24 protein-coding genes are annotated in these 26160 nt (G+C 75.2%); 15 read left to right on the forward strand and 9 right to left on the reverse strand.

The window, feature by feature from the left end:
* The first annotated feature begins 48 nt into the window (after positions 1–48).
* The gene (locus tag ACLWS4_RS21270) at positions 49–543 is read left to right on the forward strand and encodes a VOC family protein (RefSeq protein WP_416874915.1); all 495 of its coding nucleotides are present in this window, start codon (positions 49–51) and stop codon (positions 541–543) included.
* Between the two features lie 283 nt (positions 544–826).
* Complete coding sequence (locus ACLWS4_RS21275) at positions 827–1675, forward strand: MHYT domain-containing protein (protein ID WP_375876453.1); 849 nt, start codon at positions 827–829, stop codon at positions 1673–1675.
* 189 nt (positions 1676–1864) lie between these two features.
* On the opposite strand, the gene ACLWS4_RS21280 is transcribed toward ACLWS4_RS21275, so the two are convergent.
* A complete protein-coding gene (locus ACLWS4_RS21280) occupies positions 1865–3583 on the reverse strand; it encodes a hydrogenase maturation protein (protein WP_074005468.1) in 1719 nt (572 codons plus the stop codon).
* A gap of 203 nt (positions 3584–3786) precedes the next feature.
* A complete protein-coding gene (locus tag ACLWS4_RS21285) occupies positions 3787–4710 on the reverse strand; it encodes a DUF4231 domain-containing protein (protein ID WP_387972711.1) in 924 nt (307 codons plus the stop codon).
* A 131-nt stretch (positions 4711–4841) separates the two neighbouring features.
* Between ACLWS4_RS21285 and ACLWS4_RS21290 the strand changes: the two genes are divergently transcribed.
* Positions 4842–5291, forward strand: a complete 450-nt coding sequence (locus ACLWS4_RS21290; protein WP_117489107.1) for a VOC family protein — start codon at positions 4842–4844, stop codon at positions 5289–5291.
* 82 nt (positions 5292–5373) lie between these two features.
* On the opposite strand, the gene ACLWS4_RS21295 is transcribed toward ACLWS4_RS21290, so the two are convergent.
* Both ACLWS4_RS21295 and ACLWS4_RS21300 read right to left on the reverse strand, forming a co-directional pair.
* Complete coding sequence (locus ACLWS4_RS21295; protein ID WP_416874916.1) at positions 5374–5832, reverse strand: RICIN domain-containing protein; 459 nt, start codon at positions 5830–5832, stop codon at positions 5374–5376.
* A 194-nt stretch (positions 5833–6026) separates the two neighbouring features.
* Entirely contained in the window at positions 6027–7487 is a 1461-nt protein-coding gene (locus tag ACLWS4_RS21300; RefSeq protein WP_049655021.1) for an NCS2 family permease, read from the reverse strand.
* A 176-nt stretch (positions 7488–7663) separates the two neighbouring features.
* On the opposite strand from ACLWS4_RS21300, the gene ACLWS4_RS21305 reads away from it, so the two are divergent.
* The 3 genes from ACLWS4_RS21305 (at position 7664) to ACLWS4_RS21315 (ending at position 10848) form a co-directional block, all read left to right on the forward strand.
* Entirely contained in the window at positions 7664–7987 is a 324-nt protein-coding gene (locus tag ACLWS4_RS21305) for a DUF2530 domain-containing protein (RefSeq protein ID WP_074005466.1), read from the forward strand.
* A 52-nt stretch (positions 7988–8039) separates the two neighbouring features.
* Entirely contained in the window at positions 8040–10499 is a 2460-nt protein-coding gene (locus ACLWS4_RS21310) for an HAD-IC family P-type ATPase (RefSeq protein WP_049655015.1), read from the forward strand.
* 79 nt (positions 10500–10578) lie between these two features.
* The gene (locus ACLWS4_RS21315) at positions 10579–10848 is read left to right on the forward strand and encodes a hypothetical protein (RefSeq protein WP_049655012.1); all 270 of its coding nucleotides are present in this window, start codon (positions 10579–10581) and stop codon (positions 10846–10848) included.
* Here ACLWS4_RS21315 and ACLWS4_RS21320 read toward each other — a convergent pair.
* A complete protein-coding gene (locus ACLWS4_RS21320) occupies positions 10812–14108 on the reverse strand; it encodes a sacsin N-terminal ATP-binding-like domain-containing protein (RefSeq protein WP_416874917.1) in 3297 nt (1098 codons plus the stop codon). The two genes, ACLWS4_RS21315 and ACLWS4_RS21320, sit on opposite strands and share 37 nt — an antisense overlap.
* Before the next feature lie 224 nt (positions 14109–14332).
* Positions 14333–15214, reverse strand: coding sequence for a DUF3027 domain-containing protein (locus tag ACLWS4_RS21325; RefSeq protein WP_049659506.1), 882 nt, complete (start codon positions 15212–15214; stop codon positions 14333–14335).
* 572 nt (positions 15215–15786) lie between these two features.
* Between ACLWS4_RS21325 and ACLWS4_RS21330 the strand changes: the two genes are divergently transcribed.
* From ACLWS4_RS21330 to ACLWS4_RS21345, 4 genes are all read left to right on the forward strand, one after another.
* Complete coding sequence (locus ACLWS4_RS21330; protein ID WP_049659510.1) at positions 15787–17139, forward strand: MFS transporter; 1353 nt, start codon at positions 15787–15789, stop codon at positions 17137–17139.
* 73 nt (positions 17140–17212) lie between these two features.
* Positions 17213–17743 carry a hypothetical protein gene (locus tag ACLWS4_RS21335; RefSeq protein ID WP_049659504.1) on the forward strand — a complete coding sequence of 177 codons (531 nt, stop codon included), beginning with the start codon at positions 17213–17215 and terminating at the stop codon, positions 17741–17743.
* Between the two features lie 10 nt (positions 17744–17753).
* Complete coding sequence (locus ACLWS4_RS21340; protein ID WP_416874918.1) at positions 17754–18503, forward strand: futalosine hydrolase; 750 nt, start codon at positions 17754–17756, stop codon at positions 18501–18503.
* Between the two features lie 11 nt (positions 18504–18514).
* Positions 18515–19366 carry a 1,4-dihydroxy-6-naphthoate synthase gene (locus ACLWS4_RS21345; RefSeq protein ID WP_079272738.1) on the forward strand — a complete coding sequence of 284 codons (852 nt, stop codon included), beginning with the start codon at positions 18515–18517 and terminating at the stop codon, positions 19364–19366.
* 49 nt (positions 19367–19415) lie between these two features.
* Here ACLWS4_RS21345 and ACLWS4_RS21350 read toward each other — a convergent pair whose 3' ends face one another.
* Positions 19416–19799 carry a cold-shock protein gene (locus tag ACLWS4_RS21350; protein ID WP_049658465.1) on the reverse strand — a complete coding sequence of 128 codons (384 nt, stop codon included), beginning with the start codon at positions 19797–19799 and terminating at the stop codon, positions 19416–19418.
* A gap of 470 nt (positions 19800–20269) precedes the next feature.
* Here ACLWS4_RS21350 and ACLWS4_RS21355 point away from each other — a divergent pair, with 470 nt between their 5' ends.
* The gene (locus ACLWS4_RS21355; RefSeq protein WP_049658468.1) at positions 20270–20509 is read left to right on the forward strand and encodes a hypothetical protein; all 240 of its coding nucleotides are present in this window, start codon (positions 20270–20272) and stop codon (positions 20507–20509) included.
* A 45-nt stretch (positions 20510–20554) separates the two neighbouring features.
* Here the strand turns inward: ACLWS4_RS21355 and ACLWS4_RS21360 are convergent, their stop codons facing one another.
* Positions 20555–21184, reverse strand: a complete 630-nt coding sequence (locus ACLWS4_RS21360) for an HAD family hydrolase (protein WP_049658472.1) — start codon at positions 21182–21184, stop codon at positions 20555–20557.
* A gap of 99 nt (positions 21185–21283) precedes the next feature.
* Between ACLWS4_RS21360 and ACLWS4_RS21365 the strand changes: the two genes are divergently transcribed.
* The 4 genes from ACLWS4_RS21365 to ACLWS4_RS21380 all read left to right on the forward strand — a co-directional run bounded on the left by ACLWS4_RS21365 (position 21284) and on the right by ACLWS4_RS21380 (position 25311).
* Complete coding sequence (locus tag ACLWS4_RS21365) at positions 21284–22327, forward strand: FecCD family ABC transporter permease (RefSeq protein ID WP_049658474.1); 1044 nt, start codon at positions 21284–21286, stop codon at positions 22325–22327.
* Positions 22324–23418, forward strand: a complete 1095-nt coding sequence (locus ACLWS4_RS21370) for a FecCD family ABC transporter permease (RefSeq protein ID WP_074005464.1) — start codon at positions 22324–22326, stop codon at positions 23416–23418. The genes ACLWS4_RS21365 and ACLWS4_RS21370 overlap by 4 nt, the downstream gene beginning before the upstream one ends.
* Positions 23418–24236, forward strand: a complete 819-nt coding sequence (locus tag ACLWS4_RS21375) for an ABC transporter ATP-binding protein (protein WP_074005463.1) — start codon at positions 23418–23420, stop codon at positions 24234–24236. The genes ACLWS4_RS21370 and ACLWS4_RS21375 overlap by 1 nt, the downstream gene beginning before the upstream one ends.
* An 85-nt stretch (positions 24237–24321) precedes the next feature.
* On the forward strand, positions 24322–25311 hold the full coding sequence (locus tag ACLWS4_RS21380) for an ABC transporter substrate-binding protein (protein WP_416874919.1): 990 nt from the start codon (positions 24322–24324) through the stop codon (positions 25309–25311).
* On the opposite strand, the gene ACLWS4_RS21385 is transcribed toward ACLWS4_RS21380, so the two are convergent.
* Positions 25272–26138 carry an AraC family transcriptional regulator gene (locus ACLWS4_RS21385; protein ID WP_416874920.1) on the reverse strand — a complete coding sequence of 289 codons (867 nt, stop codon included), beginning with the start codon at positions 26136–26138 and terminating at the stop codon, positions 25272–25274. The genes ACLWS4_RS21380 and ACLWS4_RS21385 overlap by 40 nt on opposite strands.
* Positions 26139–26160 lie beyond the last annotated feature (22 nt).

Consider the following 26160-nt stretch of genomic DNA (forward strand, 5'->3'; position numbering starts at 1 on the left):
TATTGGTGATGGGCCCCAGCTCTCGACTCCCAGAAGGGCCGACCTGCCATGTCCGACCTCGCCACCGAGCAGTCCGAGCGGTCCGAGCCGTCCGGACGGCCGCAGTCGTCCGAACGGTCCGACCGGCCCCGGTCGTCCGAGCAGCCCCAGCCGACCGGGCCGACCGGGCCCGCCGACACCGGCTTCGGCCGGCTCGCCATGGTCACCATCGACTGCGCCGACCCGGTCGCGCTGGCCTCGTTCTACGGCGAACTGCTGGGATGGGAGACCAGGCACGCGGACGACCACTTCGCCATCCTGGACAACCCCGAGGGCGGCAGCCCGCTGGGCTTCGGACGGGTGACCGGCTACCGGCCGGAGCCGTGGACGGAGCCGGACGGCAGCAAGCACTTCCACCTCGACTTCTACGTCGACGACCTGGACGAGGCCACCGCCAAGGCCCTCGCGCTCGGCGCCACCGAGCCCGCCTACCAGCACGGCCGCACGCTGCGGGTGCTGATCGACCCGGCCGGCCACCCGTTCGGGCTAGCCCCCTTGGAGTAAGCACCAAAGGCGGCCGGGGACGGTGCGCAGGCGGTGTCAGGGGTTGGTGCCGGGATCATGCAGGCCGCGTAAAGGCCCATCCTGACCTGGGACTTCACGAAAAACGCGAACATTGTGCGACTGCCGGTCGATGGCTAATCTCCCCCTTGTCAGGGGCACCACACGCCAGGCTCCTCCCCGCGGGACGGCGTTCCCGCTCCGGTGCCCGTTCGCCGCGCGCCTTCCCCGACCAGCCGCGCCCTCCCGCGCCCCGGTGCCCTCAACCCTCGTCCAGGGAGCTCTCTTGGGTGCGATCCACCATGCCGACCACGGCTGGGTGACCCCGGCGGTCTCGTACTTCGTCGCCTGCCTCGGCGCCTTCGTCGCGCTGCGCAGCGCCCGCTGGGCGCTCGTCTCCCAGGGCCGCACCCGGGTCGTCTGGCTGCTGTTCGCCTCCACCTCGCTCGGCGCCGGGATCTGGTCGATGCACTTCATCGCGATGCTCGGCTTCTCCGTGACCGGCGCCGAGATCAGCTACCGGCCCCTGCTCACCGTGCTCAGCCTGCTGGTCGCCGTCGCCGTGGTCGGCATCGGACTCTTCACCGTCGGGTACTGGCGCCGCCGCGCCCCGGCCCTGCTGGTCGGCGGGCTGACCACCGGCCTCGGGGTCGCCGCGATGCACTACCTGGGCATGGCCGCGATGGTCCTGCCCGGCCGGCTCGGCTACGACCGGACCGTCGTGGCGGCCTCGGTGGCCATCGCCGTGGTCGCCGCCACCGCCGCGCTCTGGGCCGCGCTGAACATCCGGGGCACGCTCGCCGTCCTGGCGGCGGCGCCGGTGATGGGCGTGGCGGTCTGCGCGATGCACTACACCGGCATGGCGGCGCTCTCCGTCCAGCTGGACTTCTCGCGCTCCACCGAAGGCGGCGTGATGGCGCTCCAGTTCATCTTCCCGCTCGGGGTCGGGCTCGGCTGCTACGTCTTCTTCGGCTCGCTGGCCTTCGCCGTCTCCCCGAGCCGACCCGACTCCCAACCCCTGCTGGCCGGTCCGGCCGCCCCGCTGCCCCCGCGGGCCGCGCGCACCCCGGGCGACCCGGACGGCCAGTTCGTCCCGCAGCGGCGACAGCCGCTGGGCGGGGCGGCCCGGCACTGACGCCGGGTACGGGAGCGGGGCCCGAGCGGGCGTCCGGCCGGGCCCCCCACCCCGGCCGGGCGCCGCCCGTCCCGCTCCTGCCCTCCCCGTACGACGCGCGACCCGCCGCAGCTCGGCCAGCCCGCGCGAACCCCTGTGCCCGCGCGGGCCGTTACGACCGCGCGGGCCGCGTACCGCTACGCGGTCCGCCTACGACTGAGCCGGCCGCCCGAGCAGCCCCGCCACGTGCTCCGGCGTGGCCACCGGACAGACCTTGTGCACGAAGTCCCGCCGCAGCGCGTGGTACGGCTCGCCCGCCCGGTAGAAGTCGGCATGCATCCGGCGCAGTTCCTCCGCCCGGTACTCGGCCAGCGGCTTGGCCTCCTCGTCGGCCGCGCGGCGGCGCTTCTTGTCCACCAGCCGCCCGGTGAGCTCCGGCGAGGCGGCGATCCGGGCCGCCTCCCGGGCCACCCAGCGGCGGAACCCGGCCGCGTCCCCGCCGACCGTACGGTCCACCAGACCGATCCGGCGGGCGTGGTCCGCGCCGACCGGCAGCGCCTCGGCGGTGAGCCGCCCGGCCTGCTCGGCGCCGACCCGGCGGGGCAGGGTGTACGTCCAGTACTCGGAGCCGTACAGGCCCATCAGCCGGTAGTGCGGGTTGAGCACCGCCGAGTCCCGGCACCACACCTCGTCGGCGGCGAGCGCCGCCATCAGCCCGCCGGCCGCCGCGTTCCCGGCCAGGGCCGCCACCGTCACCTTGTCCGTCGTGGTCAGCACCGCCTCGACGACGTCGTCCATCGCGTTGATGTTCTCCCAGGACTCCAGCGCCGGGAAGGCCGCGCCCTGGATGACGTTGAGGTGGATCCCGTTGGAGAAGAAGTCCCGGGGCGCGCCGAGCACCAGCACCGAGGTCGGCCGCTCGGCCGCCTCCCGGTAGGCGGCGAGCAGCCGGCGGCACTGGTCGGTGCTCATCGCCCCGCCCGCGTAGGCGAATTCGAGGAACCCGACCTCGCCCTCCTCGTGGTAGCGCAGCTCCGACCAGGTGTCCCGGCCGCTCGCCCGCTCCGGGCTCACCGGCACCTCGCGGACCCGGTACAGCTCGTCGGCGAGCACCGTGGCGGCCGGCAGCTTGAAGGTGGCCGGCCCGCCGGGGGTGCGGCGCGGGCGCAGCTGCGGTATCCACACCGCGCCGTCCACGGTGGCCCGGCAGATGGCGCCGTCCCGGGTGGCCAGCACGGCGCCCGGCACCGGGCCGCGCAGCTCGTCCTCGGGGTGGCCGCCGTGCAGGAAGAACTCCCGTCCGTACAGCTCGTCCAGCACGCCGGGCTGGGAGTCGGCGGCGCGCAGCCTGCGCAGCACGGTGGCGGTGTCGTCCCGCTCCCAGTCGATCCGGCGGGCCTCCTGGCGCAGCGGGGGCCGCGGTTCGCCGTGCACGTCCGGCCGGGCGTAGTCCAGCGGTTCGGGGGTGAACAGCCCGCCCTCGTACCGCTGGACGGCCAGCAGGACGGCCTCGACGGCGGCGTCGGCGAGCTCGCCCCGGTACAACTCGCTCTTGCCGCAGGCCGGGACGGGGAACTCGACGGACGCCCAGATGTCGCCGGCGTCCATCTCCTCGACGGCCTGCAGCACGGTGACGCCCCAGCGCTCGGCCCCCTCGGTGATCGCCCAGTCGAGCGAGGAGGGGCCGCGGTCGCCCTTGGGCCCCGGGTGGACGATCAGGACGGTCCGGGTCGACCAGATGTCCTGCGGGACGGCCTTGGTGAGCATCGGACAGATGATCAGCTCGGGGTCGGTGCGGACCACCGCCGCCCTCATCTGCTCGTCACCGAGGGCTAGTTGGACGGCGACCTGGTGGCCGCGCTCACGCAGCCCGGTGTGGACGCGCTGGGTCAGGCTGTTGAACGCGCTGGCGATCAGGAGAATGCGCAAGGAGGGCCTCCGGCGGGAACTGGGGTCGCGCGCAGGCGATGAAACCAGGGCATGGACACGTAACGATTACGGTCCGCACCTGGGCGCCCTACTCTCACGCACCCCGCACACCCGCATCCCGCGTTTCGCCGGATCTCCCCAAGTCCCCGCTCCGGTCGAGTACTCTGCGCCGCTCCCGCCCCCGCCCGTCCCGCGGCCCCGACTCAGCGCGGGAACGCCCGGCGGGCCCGCCAGGTGGTGTGCTCCCGGGAGACCGCGTCCTCCGCCTCGGCAGCCAGCCGGGCCCAACGGGCCTCGGCGTCCGGCGCCTTGAGGTCGAGGTCGGACAGCTGGTTGCCGACGTTCTCCAGCTCCCGCGCGGCCAGTTGGTAGGCGGCGGCCAGCGGGCCGAGCTGCTTGAGCTGCGTCCAGGCGATGATCGCCGCGGCCGCGGCCGAGGTGGCGCCGAAGACGTGCACCGGCAGCGCGCCGGTGGCCTGGGCGATGGCCGCCGCAGCACCGACGATGATCAGCACCGCGACGCCGAGCCCCCAGGAGACCGCCTGCGAGTCGCAGGCCTCGGCCCGGGAGCGGTACCAGGTGCGCTGGCCCTCGACCCGGGTGCGCAGGTAGAGCGTGCGCCGGGTGGTCAGGCTCTCGGCGCGCTGCCGGCGCATCTCCGGGGTGATCTCGGCGACGCTGCCGGGCGGCACGATCTCCGGGTCCTCGAAGGCCCGCAGCACGTCCTCGACCTGGAGCAGGTAGCCGCGGTCGGTGTCCTCGGACTCGGCCGCACCGTCGAACGGCCGGGCCCGGACGGTGTACTTCCAGGCCAGCGTCTTGACCGACTCGGCCGCCGCCCGGGCCTGGTACCAGCGGCCCTGCGGGTTGCCGCGGCGCAGCCGGGACCAGAAGTAGCCGGCCACCAGGAAGGCGGCGACCGAGAACAGCGGCCAGATGTCGAGGGCGTTCTTGTCGTCCGGGTCGGGGAACGACCCGATCACGGCGGCGACCACCAGCATCGCGATCAGGCCGCGGTACCAGCGCAGCGTCTCCCGCTGGCCGTCCAGCGAGGCCTTGTCCGTCGTCCAGAACAGCTCCGGCAGCAGCTGCGCCTCGACGCCCCCCGGCGGATCCTGTTGCACCATCGGTCGAGTCCCCTCCCCCATCTCCGTCCAGCCAGTATTCCCACCGCCAACTGGCCTACACGGGCGCCTTTTTGACAACTTCCGACGGCCGGCCATTGCCCGACCCCCGGGTAACCGGTAGAAACGGTTACATGCCGCTGCACTGGAAGCTCGTCATCGACTGCGCCGACCCGCACCGCCAGGCCGCCTTCTGGGCCGCCGCCCTGGAGTACACGCCGGAGGACCACGGCGCGCTGATCACCCGGCTGCTCGCCGCCGGCGCGGTCGGCCCGGAGGCCCTCACCGAGGTGGACGGCCACCCGGCCTGGCGCTCCCTGGCCGCCGTCCGCCACCCCGAGGACCCGTTCGACCCGGCCTCGGACACCGGCCTCGGCCGCCGCGTCCTGTTCCAGGCCGTCCCCGAGCCCCGGCAGGGCAAGAACCGCCTGCACCTCGACGTCCACCCCGGCCCGGGCGAGCGCGAGGCCACCGTCGCCCGCCTCACCGCCCTCGGCGCCACCACCCTCCGCCACGTCGACGAGCCCGGCGGCGCCTGGACGGTCATGCAGGACCCTGAGGGCAACGAGTTCTGCGTCCACTGACCCGCCCCCGGCGCGCGAAGGGCCGGCGGCGGTCGACTGCCCGACCACCGCCGGCCCCACGGGCACGGCCCGGCGCCGTCCGTCAGAGGACGGCCCACTCCGGGTGGGACCCGGTCCGACTGCCGACGTAGACGCCCTCGGAGTCGTTGGCCTTCAGGTACCGGCCGGTGAGGACGTTCTTGATGAACGGACCGTCCGGCCCGGTGAACTCCCACACCTGGCGCAGGTCGCCGGTGCACGGGAGGAGCACGGCGTGGCCCCACGGGTTGCTGGTGTCCACGTCCGTCAGGCACGCGTTCGCAGCGAGGCTGCGGATCTGCCCCGTCCCTTCGCGCGGGACGTCCCAGAGGAACGGCGGCACGGGGACGCACGGGCCCAGCCCGACGGTCTGGTCCGGGTTCACCGCGAGACACCGCCCGAAGTGGAGGTTCTGGATCTGCCCGACCCGGCCCTCGGGCTGCGCCGAGGCGGCCGGGGCCGTCGTCATGGTCAGAGCGAGGACTGCGCCGCCGATCACCGCGGCAGCCGTTGTACGGCTCACGACTGGTTCCTTTCAGGTCATGGGTACGCGGTCATGGGTCCGCGCCCCTACCCGGGAACCTCCCTCGCCGGCAAGGCGCCACGACCGTCCCGTCCGCAGAACAACCCGAAGGTGTGAAGCCCCGCTGCGGCGAACGCCGACGGCCCCGCCCTCCCGAGCGGGAGGACGGGGCCGTCGGAGAACCGGCGGGGCCGTCAGAGCAGGCCGAAGGCCGGCATCAGGTAGTAGAAGGCGAAGACCGACGCCACCGCGTACATGGGGACGGGGACCTCGCGGCCGCGGCCGGCGGCCAGGCGCAGCACGCAGAAGGCGATGAAGCCCATGCCGATGCCGTTGGTGATGCTGTAGGTGAACGGCATCATCACGATGGTCAGGAAGGCCGGGATCGCGATCGTGTAGTCGGCCCAGTCGATCTCCTTGATCGAGTTGGCCAGGATCAGGAAGCCGACGGTGATCAGGGCCGGGGTGGCGGCCTGGGCCGGGACCATGGTGGCGAGCGGGGTGAGGAAGAGCGCCACCACGAAGAGCAGGCCGGTGACGATCGAGGCGAAGCCGGTCCGGGCGCCCTCGCCGACGCCGGCGGTGGACTCGACGAAGCAGGTGTTGGCGGAGGCCGAGGTGGCACCGCCGGCCGCGGTGGCGATGCCGTCGACCATCAGGACCTTGTTGATGCCGGGCAGGTCGCCCTTCTCGTCCAGCAGGTGGGCCTCGTCGGCCACGCCGAGGATGGTGCCCATCGCATCGAAGAAGCAGGACATCAGCACGGTGAAGACGAACAGCAGGCCGGTCAGCACGCCGACCTTCTCGAAGCCGCCGAACAGGCTGACCTTGCCGACCAGGCCGAAGTCCGGCGCGGAGACCGGGTTGCCCGGCCAGGTCGGGACGGTGAGGCCCCACTTGAGCGCCGGGACGTCGGCCACCTTGTCGATGACCGCGGCGAGCGCGGTGGAGACCGCGATGCTGATCAGGATGGCGCCGGGCACCTTGCGGATCAGCAGGACCAGGGTGAGCACCAGGCCGATCACGAAGATCAGCACCGGGAAGCCGAGCAGGTGCCCGTTGCCGCCGAGCTGGAGCGGGACGGTGGTGTGGGCGGCGTCCGGGATGCGGCTGACGAAGCCGGAGTCGACCAGGCCGACCAGGCTGATGAACAGGCCGATACCGATCGCGATGGCCTTGCGCAGGCCGAGCGGGACGGCGTTCATGACCCGCTCGCGCAGCCCGGTGGCGACCAGCAGCATGATCGCGAAACCGGCCAGCACGACCATGCCCATGGCGTCCGGCCAGGTCATCTTGGGGGCGAGCTGGAGCGCCACGATCGTGTTGACGCCGAGTCCGGCGGCCAGGCCGATCGGGACGTTGCCGATGACGCCCATCAGCAGGGTGGTGAGACCCGCGGTGAGGGCGGTGGCGGTGACCAGCTGGGCGCTGTTCAGGTGAGCCCCGGTGACGTCCGTGCCGCTGGCCAGGATGATCGGGTTCAGCACCAGGATGTACGCCATGGTGAAGAAGGTGGCGACACCGCCGCGGATCTCGCGCGGCAGGGTGGAGCCCCGCTCGCTGATCCGGAAGAAGCGGTCGACGGCGCTCGTGGGGGGCTGCGGCGCGGCGTCGGCGGGTTCGGGCGACTCGGTGGTCGGCTGGACCACAGGCATGCGTGCGTCCTCTGTGGGGGAGCTGAGGAGGGGGTGGGAACGCCCGGGGCGACGGTGGCCGGGCGCAGGGCCTCAAGTATCGTTTCCCGATCGCACACGCGCTATCTTCGCGCGTAGAGCCCGCGCGGGGTCACGGCACCCGCGCAGCCGCCCCACCGCACCGTACGCTAGGCCCCATGCCCAAGACGCCACTGCACCCCTCGCCCCCTCCGCTGGAGGCCAACGACGTCGCCATCGTCGGCGGCGGCACGGTGCTGTGGTTCATCGCCTTCCTCGCCCTGCTCCCCTTCCAGGGCAGCCTCTCGGCGCACGGCCACGGCACCTGGCCGTGGATCTGCCTCTCCGGCGGCCTGCTCGGCCTGATCGGCCTCTGGTACTGCCGCGCCCGGCGGGACGCGATCGCCCGCGGCCGCGCCGCCGAGGCGGCCGAGGCGGCCGCGCACACGGCCGAACGGACGACCGGCGACGACGGCCAGGACCCGGCCACCCGGTCGGACTGAATAGTCCTTTAGTAGCACGCACCGGACATAAGGCGCCCGTAGAGTCGGTGCCATGACGCAGCCTGCCCAGCCGGCGGAAGAGCAGCCGGCCGACGGAGACCGCCCGGACGGAGCCCACCCCCTCGGCCTGCTGCCCGGCCGACGCGGCGGCCTGACCACCGCCGAGGTCGCCGAACGGGTCGCCCGGGGCCAGGTCAACGACGTCCCCGTACGGTCCAGCCGGTCCACCCGGGAGATCGTCCGCGCCAACGTCTTCACCCGCTTCAACGCGATCATCGGCGTGATGTTCGGGATCATCCTGATCGTCGGTCCGATCCAGGACGGCCTGTTCGGCCTGGTCATCGTGGCCAACACGGCGATCGGCATCATCCAGGAGCTGCGCGCCAAGAAGACCCTGGACAGCCTGGCCCTGATCGGCGAGGCCCGCCCGCAGGTCCGCCGGGACGGCACCGCCCGGCAGGTCGGCGTCTCCGAGATCGTCCTCGACGACACCGTGCTGCTCGGCATCGGCGACAAGGTGATCGTGGACGGCGAGGTCACCGAGGCGGACGGCCTGGAGATCGACGAGTCGCTGCTCACCGGCGAACCCGACCCGGTCCTCAAGCAACCCGGCGACCAGGTGATGTCCGGCAGCTTCGTGGTGGCCGGGGCCGGCGCGTTCACCGCCACCAAGGTCGGCCGCGAGGCCTACGCGGCCCAGCTCGCCGAGGAGGCCAGCAAGTTCACCCTGGTGAAGTCGGAGCTGCGCACCGGCATCGACAGCATCCTGCGGATCATCACCTACCTGTTGATCCCCACCGCCCTCGGCCTGATCATCAGCCAGCTGGCCGTCGAGGGCCGGGACTGGCGCGAGGCCGTCCGGCGCATGGTGGCCGGCATCGTGCCGATGGTCCCCGAGGGCCTGGTGCTGCTGACCTCGGTCGCCTTCGCGATCGGCGTGGTCCGGCTCGGCCGCAAGCAGTGCCTGGTCCAGGAGCTCCCGGCGATCGAGGGCCTGGCCCGGGTGGACACCGTCTGCCTGGACAAGACCGGCACCCTCACCGAGGGCGGCATGGACGTGGTCGACCTGCGGGTGCTCTCCGACGGGGAGCCCGCCGCCGTCGACAAGGACACCGTCCAGCACGCGCTGGCCGTGATGGCCGGCGCCGACGCCCGCCCCAACCCGTCCATGCAGGCGGTCATCGACGCGTACGGGCGCGGCGACGACGGCGCCGCCTCCGGCCGGAACGGCTGGCGGGTGATCGAGGCGATGCCCTTCTCCTCCGCCCGCAAGTGGAGCGGCGTGCAGCTGCTGGAGCCGCAGGGCGGCGAGGCCAGCTGGCTGCTCGGCGCGCCCGACGTGCTGCTGCCCGCCGGGCACCCGGCCCTGGCCGAGGTGGACGAACTGGGCGCCCAGGGCCTGCGGGTGCTGCTGCTGGGCCGCACCCCCGTCCCGCTGGACTCCCCCGACCCGGCGGCCGGCCTCACCCCGCTCGCCCTGGTGGTGCTCCAGCAGCGGCTGCGCTCGGACGCCGCCGAGACCCTGCGCTACTTCGAGGGCCAGCGGGTCCGGGCCAAGGTCATCTCCGGCGACTCGGCGGTCTCGGTCGGCGCGGTGGCCGGCCATCTGGGCCTGCCCGGCGCCGACCACCCGCTGGACGCCCGCTCCCTGCCCACCGACCCCGAGCAGCTCGCCGAGACCGCCGACCGGACCAGCGTCTTCGGCCGGGTCACCCCCCAGCAGAAGCGCCAACTGGTCGGGGCGCTGCAGTCCCGCGGCCACACCGTGGCGATGACCGGAGACGGCGTCAACGACGTGCTCGCGCTCAAGGACGCCGACATCGGCGTGGCGATGGGCACCGGCTCCGACGCCACCAAGGCGGTCGCCCAGATCGTGCTGCTGAACGACTCCTTCGCCTCGCTGCCGTCGGTGGTGGCCGAGGGCCGCCGGGTGATCGGCAACATCGAGCGGGTCGCCTCACTCTTCCTGGTGAAGACCGTCTACTCGGTCCTGCTGGCGCTCCTGGTGATCTTCACCCACTCGCCGTACCCGTTCCTGCCCCGGCACTCCACCGTGCTGTCCTCGCTGACCATCGGCATCCCGGCCTTCTTCCTCGCCCTCGCCCCCAACAACGAGCGGGCCCGCACCGGCTTCGTGAAGCGCGTGCTGCGGCTGGCGGTCCCCGGCGGCGCCATCGCCGGCACCGGCACCTTCGTCGCCTACACGCTCGCCCGCACCGACCACGCGACCGACCTCAAGGCCGACACCAGCGTGGCCACCCTGACGCTCTTCCTGATCGCCATCTGGGTCCTCGCCATCGTCGCCCGCCCGTACAACTGGTGGCGGCTGCTGCTGATCGGCGCCATGGGCGGCGCGTTCGCCCTGGTCCTGCTGGTGCCCCCGCTGAAGTCGTTCTTCGACCTCTCCCTGGTCGGCTACCGCGACCCGCTGACGGGCGTCGCCGTCGCGGTGGTCTGCGGCATCGCCCTGGAGATCGCCTGGCGCGTGATGAAGCGCCGCGGCATGGAGTGACGGAGCCGCCGGCCGGCCGCGCCACCGCGTGACAAGCCCCCCGCGCACACCCGATGATGACCCCGGAAGGGGGTGCCGAATGGCACGCAGGGGTGGGGACCTGGAGGCGTTCATCGCCTTCTTGGGCGGCTTGGCGGCGGCCGGACTGGCCGCCCTGGCGATGGCGGGCGTCGGGCTGACCGTCCGGCCCACGCCCGCGCTGCGGACCGCCGCGCTGGTGACGCTCGGCGCGGTCTGGCTGACCGCCACCACCGCCGTCTACCGGCGGCTGCGGGCGCGCACCGACCGGCCGACCGGTGCGCGCCGCGGGGCTCAGCCCTCGAAGTCCCGGGCGGCCGAGAGCTCGTAGGCGCGGTCGGGCTCGCTGAGCGCGGCCAGCACCTCGAAGCGGCGGTGCCACTGCCCGACCGACCAGGCCAGCCCGGCGGCGAGGCCCTCCGGGGTGGCCGCGTGCAGCAGGCCGGGCACCGGCGGGACCTCGAACTCGTCGTCCTCGTCGCCGGCCTCGGCCAGCTCCGGGTCGTACGGCGGCTCCGGGGTGTCCGCCCCGGTGTCCCAGCGCCAGTCCACCGCCGCCTCGCCGCCGTCCGGCCCGACGACCAGCAGCTCCTCGTGCTCCTCGTAGGCGACCGGGCAGCCGGGCAGCAGCTCCCGCACCACCGCCGGGACCCGGTGCAGCACGCCCTCGGACAGCACCCGGCCGCCCGCCACCTCGCTGGCCAGCGACACGTGCAGCCGCTCGGCGAGGTCGGCGGCCAGCGCCGGGGCGACCGGCAGCAGCGGGTACGGGTGCAGCAGCTGGACCAGGTCGGGGGCGTCGGCGACGACCGCCTCGGTGGCGTCCACCACCACGGTGTGGGCCGGCCGGCGCCCGGTGTCCGGGTCCATCGGCGGCAGCGCCCGCACCACGTCCAGCGGCTCGATCCGCTCGCGGTCCACCCGGGCCAGCGCGGTGTGGATGCCGTGCAGCTGGCGGTGGCCGACCTCGGCGTCCGGGTCGGTCATCCGGTCCAGCACCTCGTCCGGCCCGTGCGGCTCGGCGAGCAGCGCGGCCAGCGTGGTGCGCACCCCGAGCGCGTGCAGGAACTGCTCGTCCAGGGTGGTGCGGGCCTCGTCGTACAGGCCGCGCAGCAGCGGGTCGGCCCCGGCGGCGCGCAGGCCGGCCGGCTCACGGCCCGCCAGCACCGGGTGGTCGCGCAGCCACCAGGCGGTGTACGGCGGCAGGTCGGCGTACGAGCCGTCCGGCAGCAGGGTGCGCACCGGGCCGACCACGGCCTCCCGGTACGGCGGGCGGGCCAGCGCGGCGAGCGCCTCCGGCCAGGCGTCGTCGTCCACCAGGTCGAGGTCGCGCACGGCCAGCAGCTCGGCGGCCACCGGTGGGACGCCGACCGCCTCGTCGGCCTGCAACGCCTCCAGCGCGTCCTCGGCCCACTCGGCGAGCCCGTCCGGCGCCTCGTCCAGCAGGCCGGTGGGGTGGCCGCCGGCCGCGCGGTCGGCGGGGACGGTCGGGTCGAGCCGCTCCAGGTCGTCCGGGTCGAGCACCACGTCCTCGGCGCGCACCAGCACGAAGTCGGCCAGCACGCCGACCGCGGCGAGCACCTCGGACCCCCAGCGCTCCAGCAGCTCGTCGTCCACCCAGCCGGCGTCCTCCTCGCGGGCGAGCGCGGCGAACGGGCTTCCGGGCAGCACGAGTTCGCCGGCCCGGGCGGGCTCGCCCTCGTCGTCGAGCAGCGCCAGCCGGGCCAACCAGGGGTGGGCGCCCGGCTCCGGGGCGGCGGCCTTCACCAACGCCAGGACGGCGTCGGCGAGTTCGAGCGCCGCGTCGAGGTCGTCCTCGGCCAGCTCGTAGGAGCGGGCGACGGCGGCCCGCGCCTCGGGGGTGTCCAGCACCCCGGCCGGGGTGGCGGTGCCGGCGCCGAGCCTGGCCAGCAGCGGGTGGGCGGCCTCGGGGTGGGCCAGCCGCAGGTCGAGCGCCGCGAGCGCGCCCGCGAGCGACCCGGGATAGCCGGGGAAGGCCGCCCAGTCGGCGTCCTCGGAGGGCAGCAGGACGCGCCGCGGCCCGGTGACCGTCCGCCCGTCGGCGAGCGGGACGGGCAGCGCGCCGAGCGCCTCCGGGTCGGCCGCGCCGAGCGCCGCGTACAGGTTGCGCCACCACGCGGGCTCGCGGTCCAGGCCGCCGAGCTGGTCCACCACCTCGGCCAGCGGCACCCGGCGCACGTTCAGCACCCGCAGCTCGGTACGGCGCTCCAGGCCGGCCGGCAGCAGCCCGGGGAAGATCGGCGAGAGCGCCTCGACCACCGAGCCGTCCGCGCCCTCCAGCAGCGTCGCGTCCCGGGGCCGCAGCGCGGGCGTGCCCTCCTCGACCGGCGCCGGGTGCGGCAGGAACGGCGTGTCGGGCAGCCGGGAGAGCACCCCGGCGCGCAGCGCGTTGTCCAGCGCGCCCTGGCCGAGCGGGGCCGGGACGAGGCCGAGCGAGCCGAGGTCGGCGCCGCGGGCGCGCAGCAGCTCGGCGTAGCTGTCGGCGGCCCGCTCGGTGAGGAAGTCGGCCAGCGGGCCGGGGGCGACGTGCCGGCGGGTGGAGTCCAGCGGGTAGGAGGCGATCAGCAGCGCGGGCAGGCCGACCGGCTCGTCGCTGGGGGTGGGCGCGTGCAGCACGGAGGCGATCCGGGGCCGCTGCGGGGCGCCGTCCTCGCCGACCGGGACGGCCCAGGTCACCGTCCAGTACGGGCGGGCGCGCTCCTCGGTGGGCCGGTCGGCCAGCAGCTCGGCGGCGAGCGTGCCGGAGGCGCCGGCGGTCTGCCAGACCGTCCGCCGCGGCCGGCCGTCCGCGTCGTCGGTGACGGTCACCTCGGTGACCCCGTCCGGGCGGGTCTCGGCGGCGTCCCGGGTGAGCGTCCGGACGCCGTCCGGGGTCTCCACCACGACCTCGCACAGGCCGGGCAGGGTGAGCAGCAGCGCGTCGTCGATCCCGGCCAGCAGACGGCGGGTCAGGTCCTCGGCGGCCGCGTCCCGCAGCGGCAGCACGACCACCGTGTCGTAGCCCTCCGGGGCGGTGCCCTCGGCCGCGAACGGCAGCCGCAGCAGCGGCACGTGGCCGTCCCGGCGGCGCAGCTCCTCGGCCAGCTCGGGCTGGGCCCCGGCCAGCGACCGGGCCTCCCCGAGCGACCAGCGCACCCCGCCGCCGGCGCCCAGCACGGCGGGCTCGTCGGTGACCGCGAGGACGGCGGCGAAGCCGACCCCGAACCGGCCCACGGCGGGCGCCTCGCCGCGCTTGGAGGAGGCGCGCAGGGTGGACAGCGACTCGACGGCGGCCACGTCCAGCGGGGCGCCGGTGTTGGCGGCGGCGAGCACGCCGTCGGCGAGGGTCAGCCGCAGCCGGCCGGGGCCGTGGCCGGCCCGGACCGCGGCGTCGGCCGCGTTCTGCGCCAACTCGACCACCAGGCGGTCCCGGTAGCCGCCGAGCGCCAGCTCCTCCTCGGCGTTGGCGTCCTCCCGGAACCGGGACGGCGAGGCGGCCCAGGCGTCCAGCACCCGCCGGCGCAGCGCGGCGCTCCCGAAGGGGTCCGCGAGGTGCTCGTCCGTGCCGCTGCCGATGATCCGAGGTTCCACTGGACCTGCCACCTTCCGCTGCCCTGTTCGTCGTAGGGCATTCTTCCCTGCCCCACCGACTGCTCCCGACCACGGACCCCGCCGGCGTCGGCCCCGGGACGGCGCCGACGGCGCCCCCGCCGCCCGCCCGGAGCCGCGCGGAACCGTCCGGACAGCACCGCGGCCCGCACCGGTCGGTGACCAGTGCGGGCCGCGGAAGACAGACCCGAGGGAAGGCCCGGGGCTCAGGAGTGGCCGAGCTCCTCGGCCGGGCCGTCGGGCTCGACGGAGCCGGAGGCGCGGTCCGGGTGCAGCGGCAGCGGCTCGACCACCAGCTCGTCCAGGATCAGCTCGGACGGCGCCGGCGGAGCCGGGATGACGGCCGCCTCGGAGTGCCCGCCGCAGCCGTACGCGAAGGAGACGATCTGGCCGTCGGCCGGACCGAACTCGTTGCCGCACACGCCGAAGGCCTGCCCGAGCGAGCCGCCGATCGGCACCAGGAAGCCGCAGCTCGCGCACGAGGCCGGGGCGGCCTGCGCCATCGGGGTCTGCGGGCCGTGGGACTTCTCCCAGCGCTCGGCGGCCAGGTGCAGGCCGAGCCGGGAGAGCACCCGGCTGCGGCCGAGGCCCAGCTCCTCGGCGACGGCGTTGATCCGGGCGCGGGCCGGAGCGGGCTGGACGTGCGGGTCGGTGACGACCAGGTCCTCGTCGTCCACCAGGGCGACCGCGGAGTTCGGCGCCGGCTCGTCCTCGCCGGTCCAGCCGGGCTCCAGCCGCAGGTCGTCGGCGCCGGTGGGCAGCAGGTCGCCCGGGCCCATGTCGCCGGGGCGCAGCCGGTCGCTCCACGGCACCCACTCGGGGGCGAGCACCGCGTCGGCGCCCGGCAGCAGCACGACCTCGTCCAGGGTCACGTTCTTGGCGCGCGGGGCGCGGGCGACGGTGACCGCCCAGTGCCAGCCGCGGTAGGCCGCGTCCAGGCACTCGAAGGTGTGGGTGACGACGCGGTCGGCGTCGGCCTGGACGCCCAGGTGCGGCCCGACGGCCTCCGCACCGACGGCCTCCTCGGCGGCCTGGCGGGCGAGTTCGACGGCCTCGGCACAGAGCCGGTCGGGGGTACGGCTTCGCATCGCAGCACTCACGGCGTCGATTCTCTCCCAGTTCTTCTGTCGCCCACGGCGTGTTGCCTGTTCCGTCGCGGCTCGGTGTCCCTCGTCCATTCTGCGCGACCGGGAGCCCCCTCGGGTACCGGCCGCGCCGCTCGACCGGCCTGCCGGCGCCCCGGCGCTCCGGCGGGTCGACCTTGGGCAGGCTACCCGTCGGCCGGTGCCCCGGCACAGTCCGGGGCGGACACGGCCGCTCCGGGGCCGCGCCGAGCGGAGTCCGGTCCCGCGTCGGCTCGGCGTTTCTGGGGCAGGATGGGCTTGTGGCGGACCACGACCCGTCGCAGCACGCACTGCGCGCCCCGCAGGCCGGCAGCCCCGACCAGGCGGACGCCGTGCCGCGACAGCAGCCCCCGGTCCCCGGCGCGGACGAACCGCAGCCGGCGGACGGCCCCGAGGCGCCCGCCGGCCCCCCGGACCGGCCCGGGAACGAGGCCCCGGAGACGCCGGGAGCCCCCGACCGGACCGCGCGGCAGCCGGACGGGCACGGGGACGAGGACGAGTTCGGGGACGAGGTCCCCGAGCCCCGCCGGCACTTCCTGGTCCGCACCGCCTCCGCCGCCGGCTCCCGCACCGGCAAGGTGGTGCACGGCACCGGCCGGCGGATCCGCCGGGCCACCGCCGCCGAGGGCGCGGGCGAGTCCGGCCTCGCCAAGCTGATCGAGCTGCACGCGCTCAACTCCTTCGGCGACATGCTGATCACCATCGCGCTGGCGTCCACCATCTTCTTCTCGGTGCCCACCGGCGAGGCCCGCGGCCGGGTCGCGCTCTACCTGCTGATCACGATGGCCCCGTTCGCCCTCCTGGCCCCGGTGGTCGGCCCGCTGCTGGACCGCCTCCCGCACGGCCGCCGGGCGGCCATGGCGATGGCCATGCTGGCCCGCGCCGTGCTGGCCTGGACGATGGCCGGGGTGATCGCCGGCGGCGGCATCGCGCTCTACCCGGAGGCGCTCGGCGTGCTGGTCGCGTCCAAGGCGTACGGGGTGGTGCGCAGCGTGGTGGTGCCCCGGCTGCTGCCGAGCCGGCTGTCCCTGGTGAAGGCGAACTCCCGGGTCACCCTGGCCGGGCTGCTGGCCACCGGCGTGGCCGCCGCGGTGGGCGGGCTGCTGCACCTGATCGGGCCCGGCTGGCCGCTGCGCGGCGCCTTCCTGGTGTTCGTCGTCGGCACCCTGATGGCCTTCCACCTGCCGCCCACGGTGGACTCCGCCAAGGGCGAGCAGCGGGCCGTCCTGCACGCCGAGGTGCACGGCGAGGGCTCGCACCTGATCCACCACCGGCCGCCGCCGGTCAAGGCCTCGCTGCGCACGGTCGGCCCCTCGGTGATCCTGGCGCTGCGGGCGATGTCGGCGATGAAGTGGCTGGTCGGCTTCCTGGTGATGTTCCTGGCCTTCCTGCTGCGGGAGGAGCCGATCGGCGGGCTGCGGCCGACGGTGGCGCTGGGCCTGGTGGCGCTGGCGGCCGGTACGGGCAACGCGCTGGGCTCGGTGCTCGGCTCCTGGCTGCGCACCCGGGGCCCGGAGGCGACGGTCGCCGCGATGCTGCTGCTGGCGACCTGCGTGACGGCGGCGGCCGCGCTCTGGTACGGCGTGGTGACGGTGGTTCTGGTCGCCGGGGTGGCCGGGATGGCGGCCTCGCTGGGCAAGCTGGCGCTGGACGCGCTGATCCAGCGGGACGTCCCGGAGGCGGTGCGGACCTCGGCGTTCGCCCGGTCGGAGACCCTGATGCAGGTGTCCTGGGTGGCCGGCGGCGCGGTCGGCATCCTGCTGCCGCTGAACGGGGAGCTGGGCCTGTCGATCGCCGCCGGGGTGGTCGGCCTGGCGCTGCTGTGGACGCTCCGCTCGCTCTTCCGGGTGGGCCTGCGGCGGCACCCGGCGACCCCCCGGGTGGCCTGAACGGGGCGGTGCGGCAACACGCGGTGCCTACCCCCGCGTCGCGTGATCGGCCCGGCCCGGTAGATTCTGACGCATGAGCCTCAATTCCCGTGCCATCGCCGCCCTCGGCGCCGTCGTCGTGGTCGGCGCCGCCACGGTGGGCACCTCCGTCGCCATCGCCGCCGGCCAGACCGAGCACATCTCCCACCAGGCCACGCTCACGGTGGGCAACTCCTCGGTCGTCGCGCAGCCGCTGTGCTGGAACGGCGGCAGCCCGCTCACCGAGGACCAGCAGCAGCAGTGCCAGGAGGACGCGACCAAGGCGCTGAAGGACGGCTCGCTGCCCTCCTCGGACGTCGTGGGCAGCGACCGGGTCGGCGTCGGCGTCTCGCCGAACGTGGCCGACACGGGCTGGTGGGCCTTCACCAACGGCGGCTCCGCCAACCAGGGCGGGCGCTACAGCCTGTTCTCGGCCGCCAAGGGCCAGACCTGGTCCGGCGCCCAGGCCGCGGGCAAGCTGCTGAACTCCAGCGGCAAGACCGTGGTGACCGTGGTCGAGGGCGACCCGAACCAGGAGGCCCCGATCGCCGTCTGGTACTTCCAGCTGAACACCCAGGACAGCTGACGGTCCCGCGATGACCGCGCACGCCGTCGCCGACGGCCGAGGCGAGCGGTCGGACCCCGCGGGGGCCCGGCTGCTCGTCGTCGTCGCGGTCGCCGCCGAGGCCGAGGCGGTGCTGCGCGGCCTGCCCGGCGGGTCCGCCGCGCTGCCGCTGCCCGGCGGCACGCTGCACCGGGCCCTGGCGGTGCCGGTGGACGTGCTGGCCGCCGGGGTCGGCCCGGCCGCCGCCGCGGCCGCCGCCGCCACCGCGCTGGCGGCCCACCCGTACGCCCTGGCCGTCTCGGCCGGGATCGCCGGCGGCTTCGCCCCGCTCGCCCCGGTCGGCGCCACCGTGCTGGCCGACGCGATCGTGGCCGCGGACCTCGGCGCCGAGACCCCCGAGGGCTTCGCCGACGTCACCGAGCTGGGCTTCGGCACCGTCCGGCACACCCCGCCGCCGGCCGCCGTCGCGCTGGCCGCGCGGGCGCTGGACGCCGTGACCGGCCCGGTGCTGACCGTCTCCACCGTCACCGGCAGCGCCGAGCGCGCCGCCGCGCTGGCCACCCGCCACCCGGGCGCCGTCGCCGAGGCGATGGAGGGCTTCGGCGTGGCCGAGGCCGCCGCCCGGTACGGCGTGCCGGCCCTCGAACTGCGCACCGTGTCCAACCCGGTGGGCCCGCGCGACCGGGCCGCCTGGCGGATCGGCGAGGCCCTGGGCGCGCTGGAACGGGCCTTCGCCGCCCTGCCCGTCCACGAGCTGGCATCCGCACCACGAACCGATTGAGGAGGCCGGCCGTGGCTGAACGGCTGAGCATCGCGTACTCGCCCTGCCCGAACGACACCTTCGTCTTCCACGCCTGGGCGCACGGCCTGGTGCCCGGGGCGGACGCCCCCGAGGTGACCTTCGCCGACATCGACATCACCAACGGGCAGGCCGAGCGCGGCGAGCTGGACGTCCTGAAGATCAGCTACGGCGCGCTGCCCTGGGTCCTGGAGCAGTACGCCCTGCTGCCCTGCGGCGGCGCGCTGGGCCGCGGCTGCGGCCCGCTGGTGCTCACCCTGCCGGGCGTGGACTCCCCCGCCGACCTGGCCGGGAAGACCGTCGCGGTGCCCTCCGAGCGCTCCACCGCCTACCTGCTGTTCCGGCTCTGGGCGGCGAAGGCGGTGCCGGGCGGCTTCGGCGAGATCGTCGTCCTGCCGTTCCACGAGATCATGCCCGCCGTCCGGGACGGCCGGGTGGACGCCGGCCTGGTCATCCACGAGGCCCGCTTCACGTACCAGCAGTACGGCCTGCACAGCCTGGCCGACATGGGCGAGGCCTGGGAGCGGGAGACCGGCCTGCCGATCCCGCTGGGCGCGATCGTCGCCCGGCGCTCGCTCGGCGCCGAGCGGCTGCGGGAGATCGCCGACGCGATCCGCTCCTCCGTCCGGCAGGCCTGGGCGGACCCGGCCGCGAGCCGCGGGTACGTGCTGGCGCACGCCCAGGAGATGGACCTGGACGTCGCCGAGCAGCACATCGGGCTGTACGTCACCGAGTTCACCGAGGACCTCGGCGAGGAGGGCTACGCGGCCGTCCGCGCGCTGCTCACCCGGGCCGCCGCGGAGGGGCTGGTGCCCCCGCTCGACCCGGGTGCGCTGGCGTTCTAGAGCGTTCCGACTTCAGCGCGTTCCGGCTCCAGGGCTGTCCGGCTCCCCGTCAGACGTCGAAGTTGTCGGCCACCGCGCGCAGCAGACCGGCCAGCTTCTGGCCGGTCGGCTTGGCGGGGTAGCGCCCGCGCTGGAGGCCGGGCAGCACCGCGTCCAGCGTGGTGATCAGGTCCTGGACGATCGGCGCCATGTCGTCGGCGCTCCGCCGCTGGGCGGCGGCCACCGAGGGCAGTGCGTCCAGCAGCTGCACGGCCATCGCCTGGTCCCCGCGGTGGCCGGCGACCACGCCGAACTCGACCCGCTGACCCGGCTTCAGCGACGTGACACCGTCGGGCAGCGCCTTGGTGTGGACGAAGACGTCCCCGCCGTCGTCGCGCGACAGGAAGCCGAAGCCCTTCGTCTCGTTGAACCACTTGACCTGGCCGGTGGGCATCTCGAACAGTCCTCGAATGGGTGTGAGGGATCCCGGCCCTGGCCGGGGATCACTGGGTGGTGGGGAAAGGCGGCCGACCTCGGCTCGGCGCCCGTGGGCGCTCGTGGCCGGCACGCGGTCAGGAGCAGACTAACCGTCCGTCACTGCCTCATCCGCGTTCCGCGAGGGACCCGCGTTCCGAGGCCCGGTGGGGGCGGCGGGAACGGGATCTCGCGGTCACGGGCGACCCGGCACTGGCACGGCCGGGGCGCGGCTCCGCGCGGTCCATCGGCTCACACCCCCGGGTCTGAGGACGCGGGGCGCACCTGTAGCGCCCCTCGGCACCCCGTGCATACCCCCGCTCAACAGGGATCAAAACGTTCAGCTGCCGGGAAACTGCGCAACGTGACCGGCCCGCTCCGGTGGGCCTCCCCGGCGGCCGCTCTGCCAGACTGGGGGCAGTTCCGACCGGCCCGTAGGAGTGAGCAGACGTGAGCAGCCAGAGCGCCGACCCCGGCGACGTGTACGTCAAGGCCGGGGTGATCGTCTTCGGTCTCGGCGCGCTCGCCACCCTGGTCACCTTCGTCCCGCTGTTCCTGCACCTGACGCCGCTGCCGACGGCCGCGTACTGGCTGAGCATGCTGATGCCGGCCGGCTTCCTGGCCGCGCTGACCGGACTGCTGTTGAACGCGCGGGCCCAGCGCCGCCGGATCGAGCCGGTCGAGTCCTGAGGCCCTCCGGCTCCTGAGGCCCGCGGGCCTGCTCCGGCGCCCGCCCTAGCGGTCGGCCAGGTGGCCGGCGAGCCAGTCCGGGAAGCCGGTGAGGTCGTCCAGCACCACGTCCGCGCCCGCCTCGTGGAGTTCCCGCGCGCTGTACGGGCCGGTGGGCACGCAGACCGCGAGGGCGTCGGCGTGCCGGGCCCCGCGGATGTCGCCGAGGTGGTCGCCGACGTAGACGCTCGCGCCGTGCTCGCGCAGCGCGTCGCCCTTGGTCTCCGCCCACAGGTCGCCGATCACGGTGTCCGCGGCCAGCCCGGCGTGCTCCAGGTGGAGGCGGGCGTTCGGCTCGTACTTGCCGGTGATCACCGCGACCCGGCCGCCGTGGGCGCGGACCGCCTCGACGGCGGCGTGCGCGCCGGGCAGGGCCACGGTCGGGGCGAAGGCGTGGTCGCGGTAGAGCTCGCGGTAGCGGGTGACGGCCCGCTCCACCTCGTGCTCCGGGAACCAGTTGCGGATCTCGTCCAGCAGCGGCGGGCCGAGCCGGGTGACCACCAGGTCGGCGTCGATGGGGGTGCCGGTCTCGGCGGAGAGCGCCAGGTAGGTGGCGCGGATACCCGGCCGGGTGTCCAGCAGCGTCATGTCGAGGTCGAAGCCGACGGTGAGCGGGGCGGGTGAGGTCGCGGGCATGCCGCCAGGCTACCCAACGGGTGCCCCGGGCCACGAGGCGATTTGCCCGGGCTTCACGGCGGAACTTAGGTTTGCCTGAGTTGTCAGCGGAGAGGGCCCATGACCGACACCAGCGCACCGCCCGGTGCGCCCCGCGCGCCGTACCGCGCGCCGCGGCGCCGAATACTGTGGCTGGCCGCCGCACTCGTCGTGCTGGCCGCCGCGGTGCTGCTGAGCCTGGCGGTCGGCAGCCGGACCATCCCGTTCGGCGACACGCTGGACGCCCTGCTGCACGGCGGCGACACCGCGAACGCCGTGGTGGTCCGCGAACTGCGGGTGCCGCGCACCGTCGTCGGACTGGCCGTCGGCGCGGCGCTCGGCCTGGCCGGGGCCGTCATGCAGGGCCTGACCCGCAACCCGATCGCCGACCCCGGCATCCTCGGCGTCTCCCAGGGCGCGGCGGCCGGCGTGGTGGTCGCCATCTCCGGCTTCGGCGTCTCCACCCTCACCGGGTACGTCTGGTTCGGCTTCGCCGGCGCGGTGATCGCCACCGTGCTGGTGTACGGGCTCGCCGGGCGCGGCCGGGGCGGGGCCACGCCGATCAAGCTGGCGCTGGCCGGCTCGGCGACGTCCGCCTTCATCGCCTCGCTCAACACCCTGGTGCTGACCACCGACGCGGCCACCATGGACCAGTTCCGCTTCTGGCACGTCGGCTCGCTCTCCGGACGGACCTCGGACGTGGCCTGGCAGCTGCTGCCGTTCCTGGCCGTCGGCACGGTGCTGGTGGTCGCGGTGGCGCGCGGACTGGACGCGCTGGCGCTCGGCGACGACACCGCGAAGGGGCTGGGCGCCAAGACCGGCCTGGTCCGGGCGGTCGGTGCGCTCGGCGCGACCGTCCTTACCGGCTCGGCGGTCGCGGCGGCCGGCCCGATCGCCTTCGTCGGCCTCGCCGTCCCGCACGCGGCCCGCGCGCTGGCCGGCGCCGACCACCGCTGGATCCTCGCCTTCTCCGCCGTCCTCGGCCCGGCGCTGCTGCTGCTCGCCGACACCCTCGGCCGGGTCCTGTTCCCGCCGTCCGAGGTCCCGGCGGGCGTGATGACGGCGCTGGTCGGCGTCCCGGTGCTGGTGGCCCTGGTCCGCCGCCGCAAGGTGGTGGCGGCATGACTTCCGTCCCCGGTACGAGCTCCGTCCCCGGCACGGCATCCGTCTCCCGCAAGGTCTCGCTGCGCGGCTACACCGTCGTCCGGGCCGGGCGGGCGTCGTTCCTGGTGCACCGGCGCTCGCTGGCCGTCACCGTCGGGCTGCTGGTGGCGCTGGCGGCGACCGTGGTGGCCTCGCTCTGCCTGGGCGAGTCCACCGTCGCGCCGTCCGAGGTGGTCAAGGTGGTGCTCGGCCGGCCGAGCCCGCACGAGCTGGTGGTCGGCGAGTTCCGGCTGCCCCGGGTGGTGGTCGGGCTGCTGGTCGGCCTGGCGCTCGGGCTGGCCGGGGCGCTGATCCAGACCGTCGCCCGCAATCCGCTGGCCAGCCCCGACGTGGTCGGCGTGACCTGGGGCGCGACCGCGACCGTGGTCGGTCTGATGGCGTACGGCGTGGTCGGCTCGACCGGCCAGGCCCCGTACGCGGCGGTGGCCGGCGGCCTGGTGGCCGGGCTGCTGGTGTACGCGCTGGCCTGGAGGCGCGGCCTGCACGCGCAGCGCTTCGTGCTGATCGGCATCGGCATCAGCGTCGCGCTGTCCTCGCTCACCTCCGTCTTCCTCACCAAGGGCGACGGCTTCCAGGCCCAGGCCGCCAAGGTCTGGATGACCGGCAGCCTGAACGGCGCCGGCTACGACCAGGCCGACTGGCTCGCCTGGGTGCTGCTCGCCGCCGTGCCGGTCGCGCTGTGGGCCGCCCGCGCCCAGCGGTCGATCTCCTTCGACGACGCCACCGCCGTCGGCCTCGGCCTGCGCCTGGACCGGATCCGCCTCGGCATGGCGCTGCTCGGCATCGTGCTGGCCTCGTGCGCAGCCGGGGCCGCCGGGCCGGTGGACTTCGTCGCGCTGATGGCCCCGCAGATCGCGCTGCGGCTGGCCCGCTCGGCGCAGGTCCCGCTGTTCTGCTCGGCGCTGACCGGCGCGCTGGTGGTGGTCCTCGCCGACCTGGTCGCCCGACGGCTGCTGGCTCCGACGGAGCTGCCGGTGGGCGTGGTGACCGGCCTGGTCGGCGCGCCGTACCTGATGTGGCTGCTGATCCGATCCCGCCGTGGAGGTTCCTGATGTCCGAACACCGCCTGGAGGCCCGGGGCCTCACCCTGGCCTACGAGGCGCGCACGGTCGTCGAGGACCTGGACGTGGCCGTCCCGGACGGGCGGGTGACGGTGATCGTCGGCCCGAACGCGTGCGGCAAGTCGACCCTGCTGCGGGCCCTCGGCCGGCTGCTGAAGCCGGTCCGGGGCGCGGTGCTGCTGGACGGCGAGGAGCTGGCGCGGATCCCGACCAAGCGGATCGCCCAGCGGCTCGGCCTGCTGCCGCAGTCGCCGTCCGCCCCCGAGGGCATCTCGGTGGCGGACCTGGTCGCGCGCGGCCGCCAGCCGCACCAGAGCTGGTGGCAGCAGTGGTCGCCGGAGGACGAGGCGGCGGTCGCGGAGGCGCTGGAGCGCACCTCCACCGCCGAGCTGGCCGAGCGGAGCATGGACGAGCTGTCCGGCGGCCAGCGCCAGCGTGCCTGGATCGCGATGGCGCTCGCCCAGGGCACCGACATCCTGCTGCTGGACGAGCCGACCACCTACCTGGACATCGCGCACCAGGTGGAGGTGCTGGACCTGGTCCGCCGGCTGAACGTCGAGCGCGGCCGGACGGTCGTCGCGGTGCTGCACGACCTCAACCAGGCCGCCCGGTACGCCGACCACCTGGTGGCGATGCGGGACGGCCGGGTGGTGGCGCAGGGCGCGCCCGGGGACGTGGTGACGGCCGAGCTGGTGCGGGAGGTGTTCGGACTGGACTCGGTGGTGGTGCCGGACCCGGTGACCGGCACGCCGCTGGTCGTGCCGGGCGCCCCGTGGGCGGCGCTCGCCCCGGACGCCACTCGCGCCTGACGGCCCACGCTTAACGGCACTTTAAGTGCCATTTCGGACATAATCGACGGCGCCCCGACCCCACCGCGCCGCCAGAGGACCGCCGATGCCCCGGATCTCCCGCCGCACCCTCCTCACCGGCCTCGGCGCGGGCGCGCTCGCGGCGGCCACCGGCTGCACCGCCGCCCGGCGGCCGGCCCCGGCGACCGCGGACGGCCCCGCCGGCGGCGCCTCGCCGTCCCCGACCCCGGTGCCGCCGGTGACGGTGAACGCCGCCACCGGCCCCGTCGTGGTGCCGGGCGCGCCGATGCGGGTGGTCGTGTTGGACACCGACGTGCTCGACTCCGCGCTGACCCTCGGCATCACCCCGGTCGGCGCCGCGCTCCCGGCCCGCGACACCCGCTACCCCGAGTACTGGCCGACCTCCCGGACGGCCGGGATCCGGCTGGTCGGCCCGGCCGGCTCGCCCGACCTGCCGACCGTACGGGCGCTGCGGCCGGACCTGATCCTCTCCAACCAGACCCGCGACGGCGACCGCTACGAGCAGCTGCGCGAGATCGCCCCGACCGTGCTCACCCAGACCGCCGGGGCGCCGTGGAAGGCCGACTTCCAGCTGCACGCCCAGGCGCTCAACCGGGAGGCGGCCGCGGCGGCCTTCGCCGGCGCGTACCAGAAGCACGCCGGGCAGGTGGCCCAGGCGCTGGCGGCGGCCAAGCTGTCCGGGCGCAAGGTGAGCCTGGTGCGGTTCGTGGAGGGCGGCGGCATCCGGCTGTTCGGCCGGCAGAGCTTCCCCGGCACGGTGCTCGCCGACGCCCAGGTCGGCCGGCCGGACGCGCAGAACGTCGACCAGTCCGACACCGAGATCCCGTTGGACCAGCTCGCCAGGGCCGACGGCGACCTGCTGCTGTACGCGACGTACGGCGATCCGGAGCTGTCCGGGGCCAACGCCGCCCTGGCGAGCCCGGGTTGGCAGGCGCTGGGGGCGGTCAAGGGGCACCGGGCGTTCCCGGTCGACGACCAGCTGTGGTTCCAGGGGATCGGGTACACCGGGGCCAACTACGTCCTGGACGAGCTGCAGCGCTTCCTCGGAGCCTGACCCGCCCCCGAGTAGCGGGCCGGGGGGACGCCGACGGCGGCGGCGAAGTCCCGGGTGAGGTGCGCCTGGTCCGCGTACCCCAGCTCGGCGGCGAGCGCGGCCAGGTCCAACCCGCCGTCCGTCCCGGCGCGTTCGGCGGCCTCGTGGAGGCGGGCCCGGCGCAGCACCCACTTCGGGGAGGCGCCGACGTACTCGGCGAACAGGCGCTGGAGGCGGCGGACCGTCAGGCCCAGCTCGGCGGCCAGCGCGTCCACCCGGCACAGGTCCGGCCTGCCGGTGATCCGGTCCACCATCGCGGCGACCTCGGCGGCGACCGGGTCGGGCTCGGGCAGCCGGGGGCGGAGGAAGGCGTCGGCGAGGGCCGCGGGGTCACCGGACGCCCCGAGGACCTCCGCGTTGAACCGGTCGGCCCCGGGCCCGAAGTACTCGGCGGCGGGCACCGACCGGTCGGCCAGCCCGCTCACCGGGTGCCCGGCGAGGGCGCGGAAGGCGCCGGCCCGGAACCGCGCGCCCAGCACGTGCCCCGCGCCCTCCAGGCGGCGGACGAAGAGCGAGCGGTCCACCCCGTACACGCGCGCCCGCGGGGCCTCGAAGACCAGGTGGACGTTGGGATGGGCGAGCACCTTCTGCTCGTACGGCGGCAGGCCGCGCAGGTCCCAGCGGACCAGCCAGTAGTACTCGACGAACCGGGCCACGGCCGGGTCGGGGACGAGCCGGTCCACGGTGATCAGCTCCGCCGCCCGGGCGGGGTGGAGCACGCCGCGGCCGAGGCCGGGAGCGTCCGGGGGTTCCAACGGGTCCAGGGGGTCCAGCGGGTCCGTGCCCATGCCGCCAGGCTAGCCGTCGCGT

This window comes from Kitasatospora sp. SC0581 (assembly GCF_048159585.1).
Classification (GTDB): domain Bacteria; phylum Actinomycetota; class Actinomycetes; order Streptomycetales; family Streptomycetaceae; genus Kitasatospora.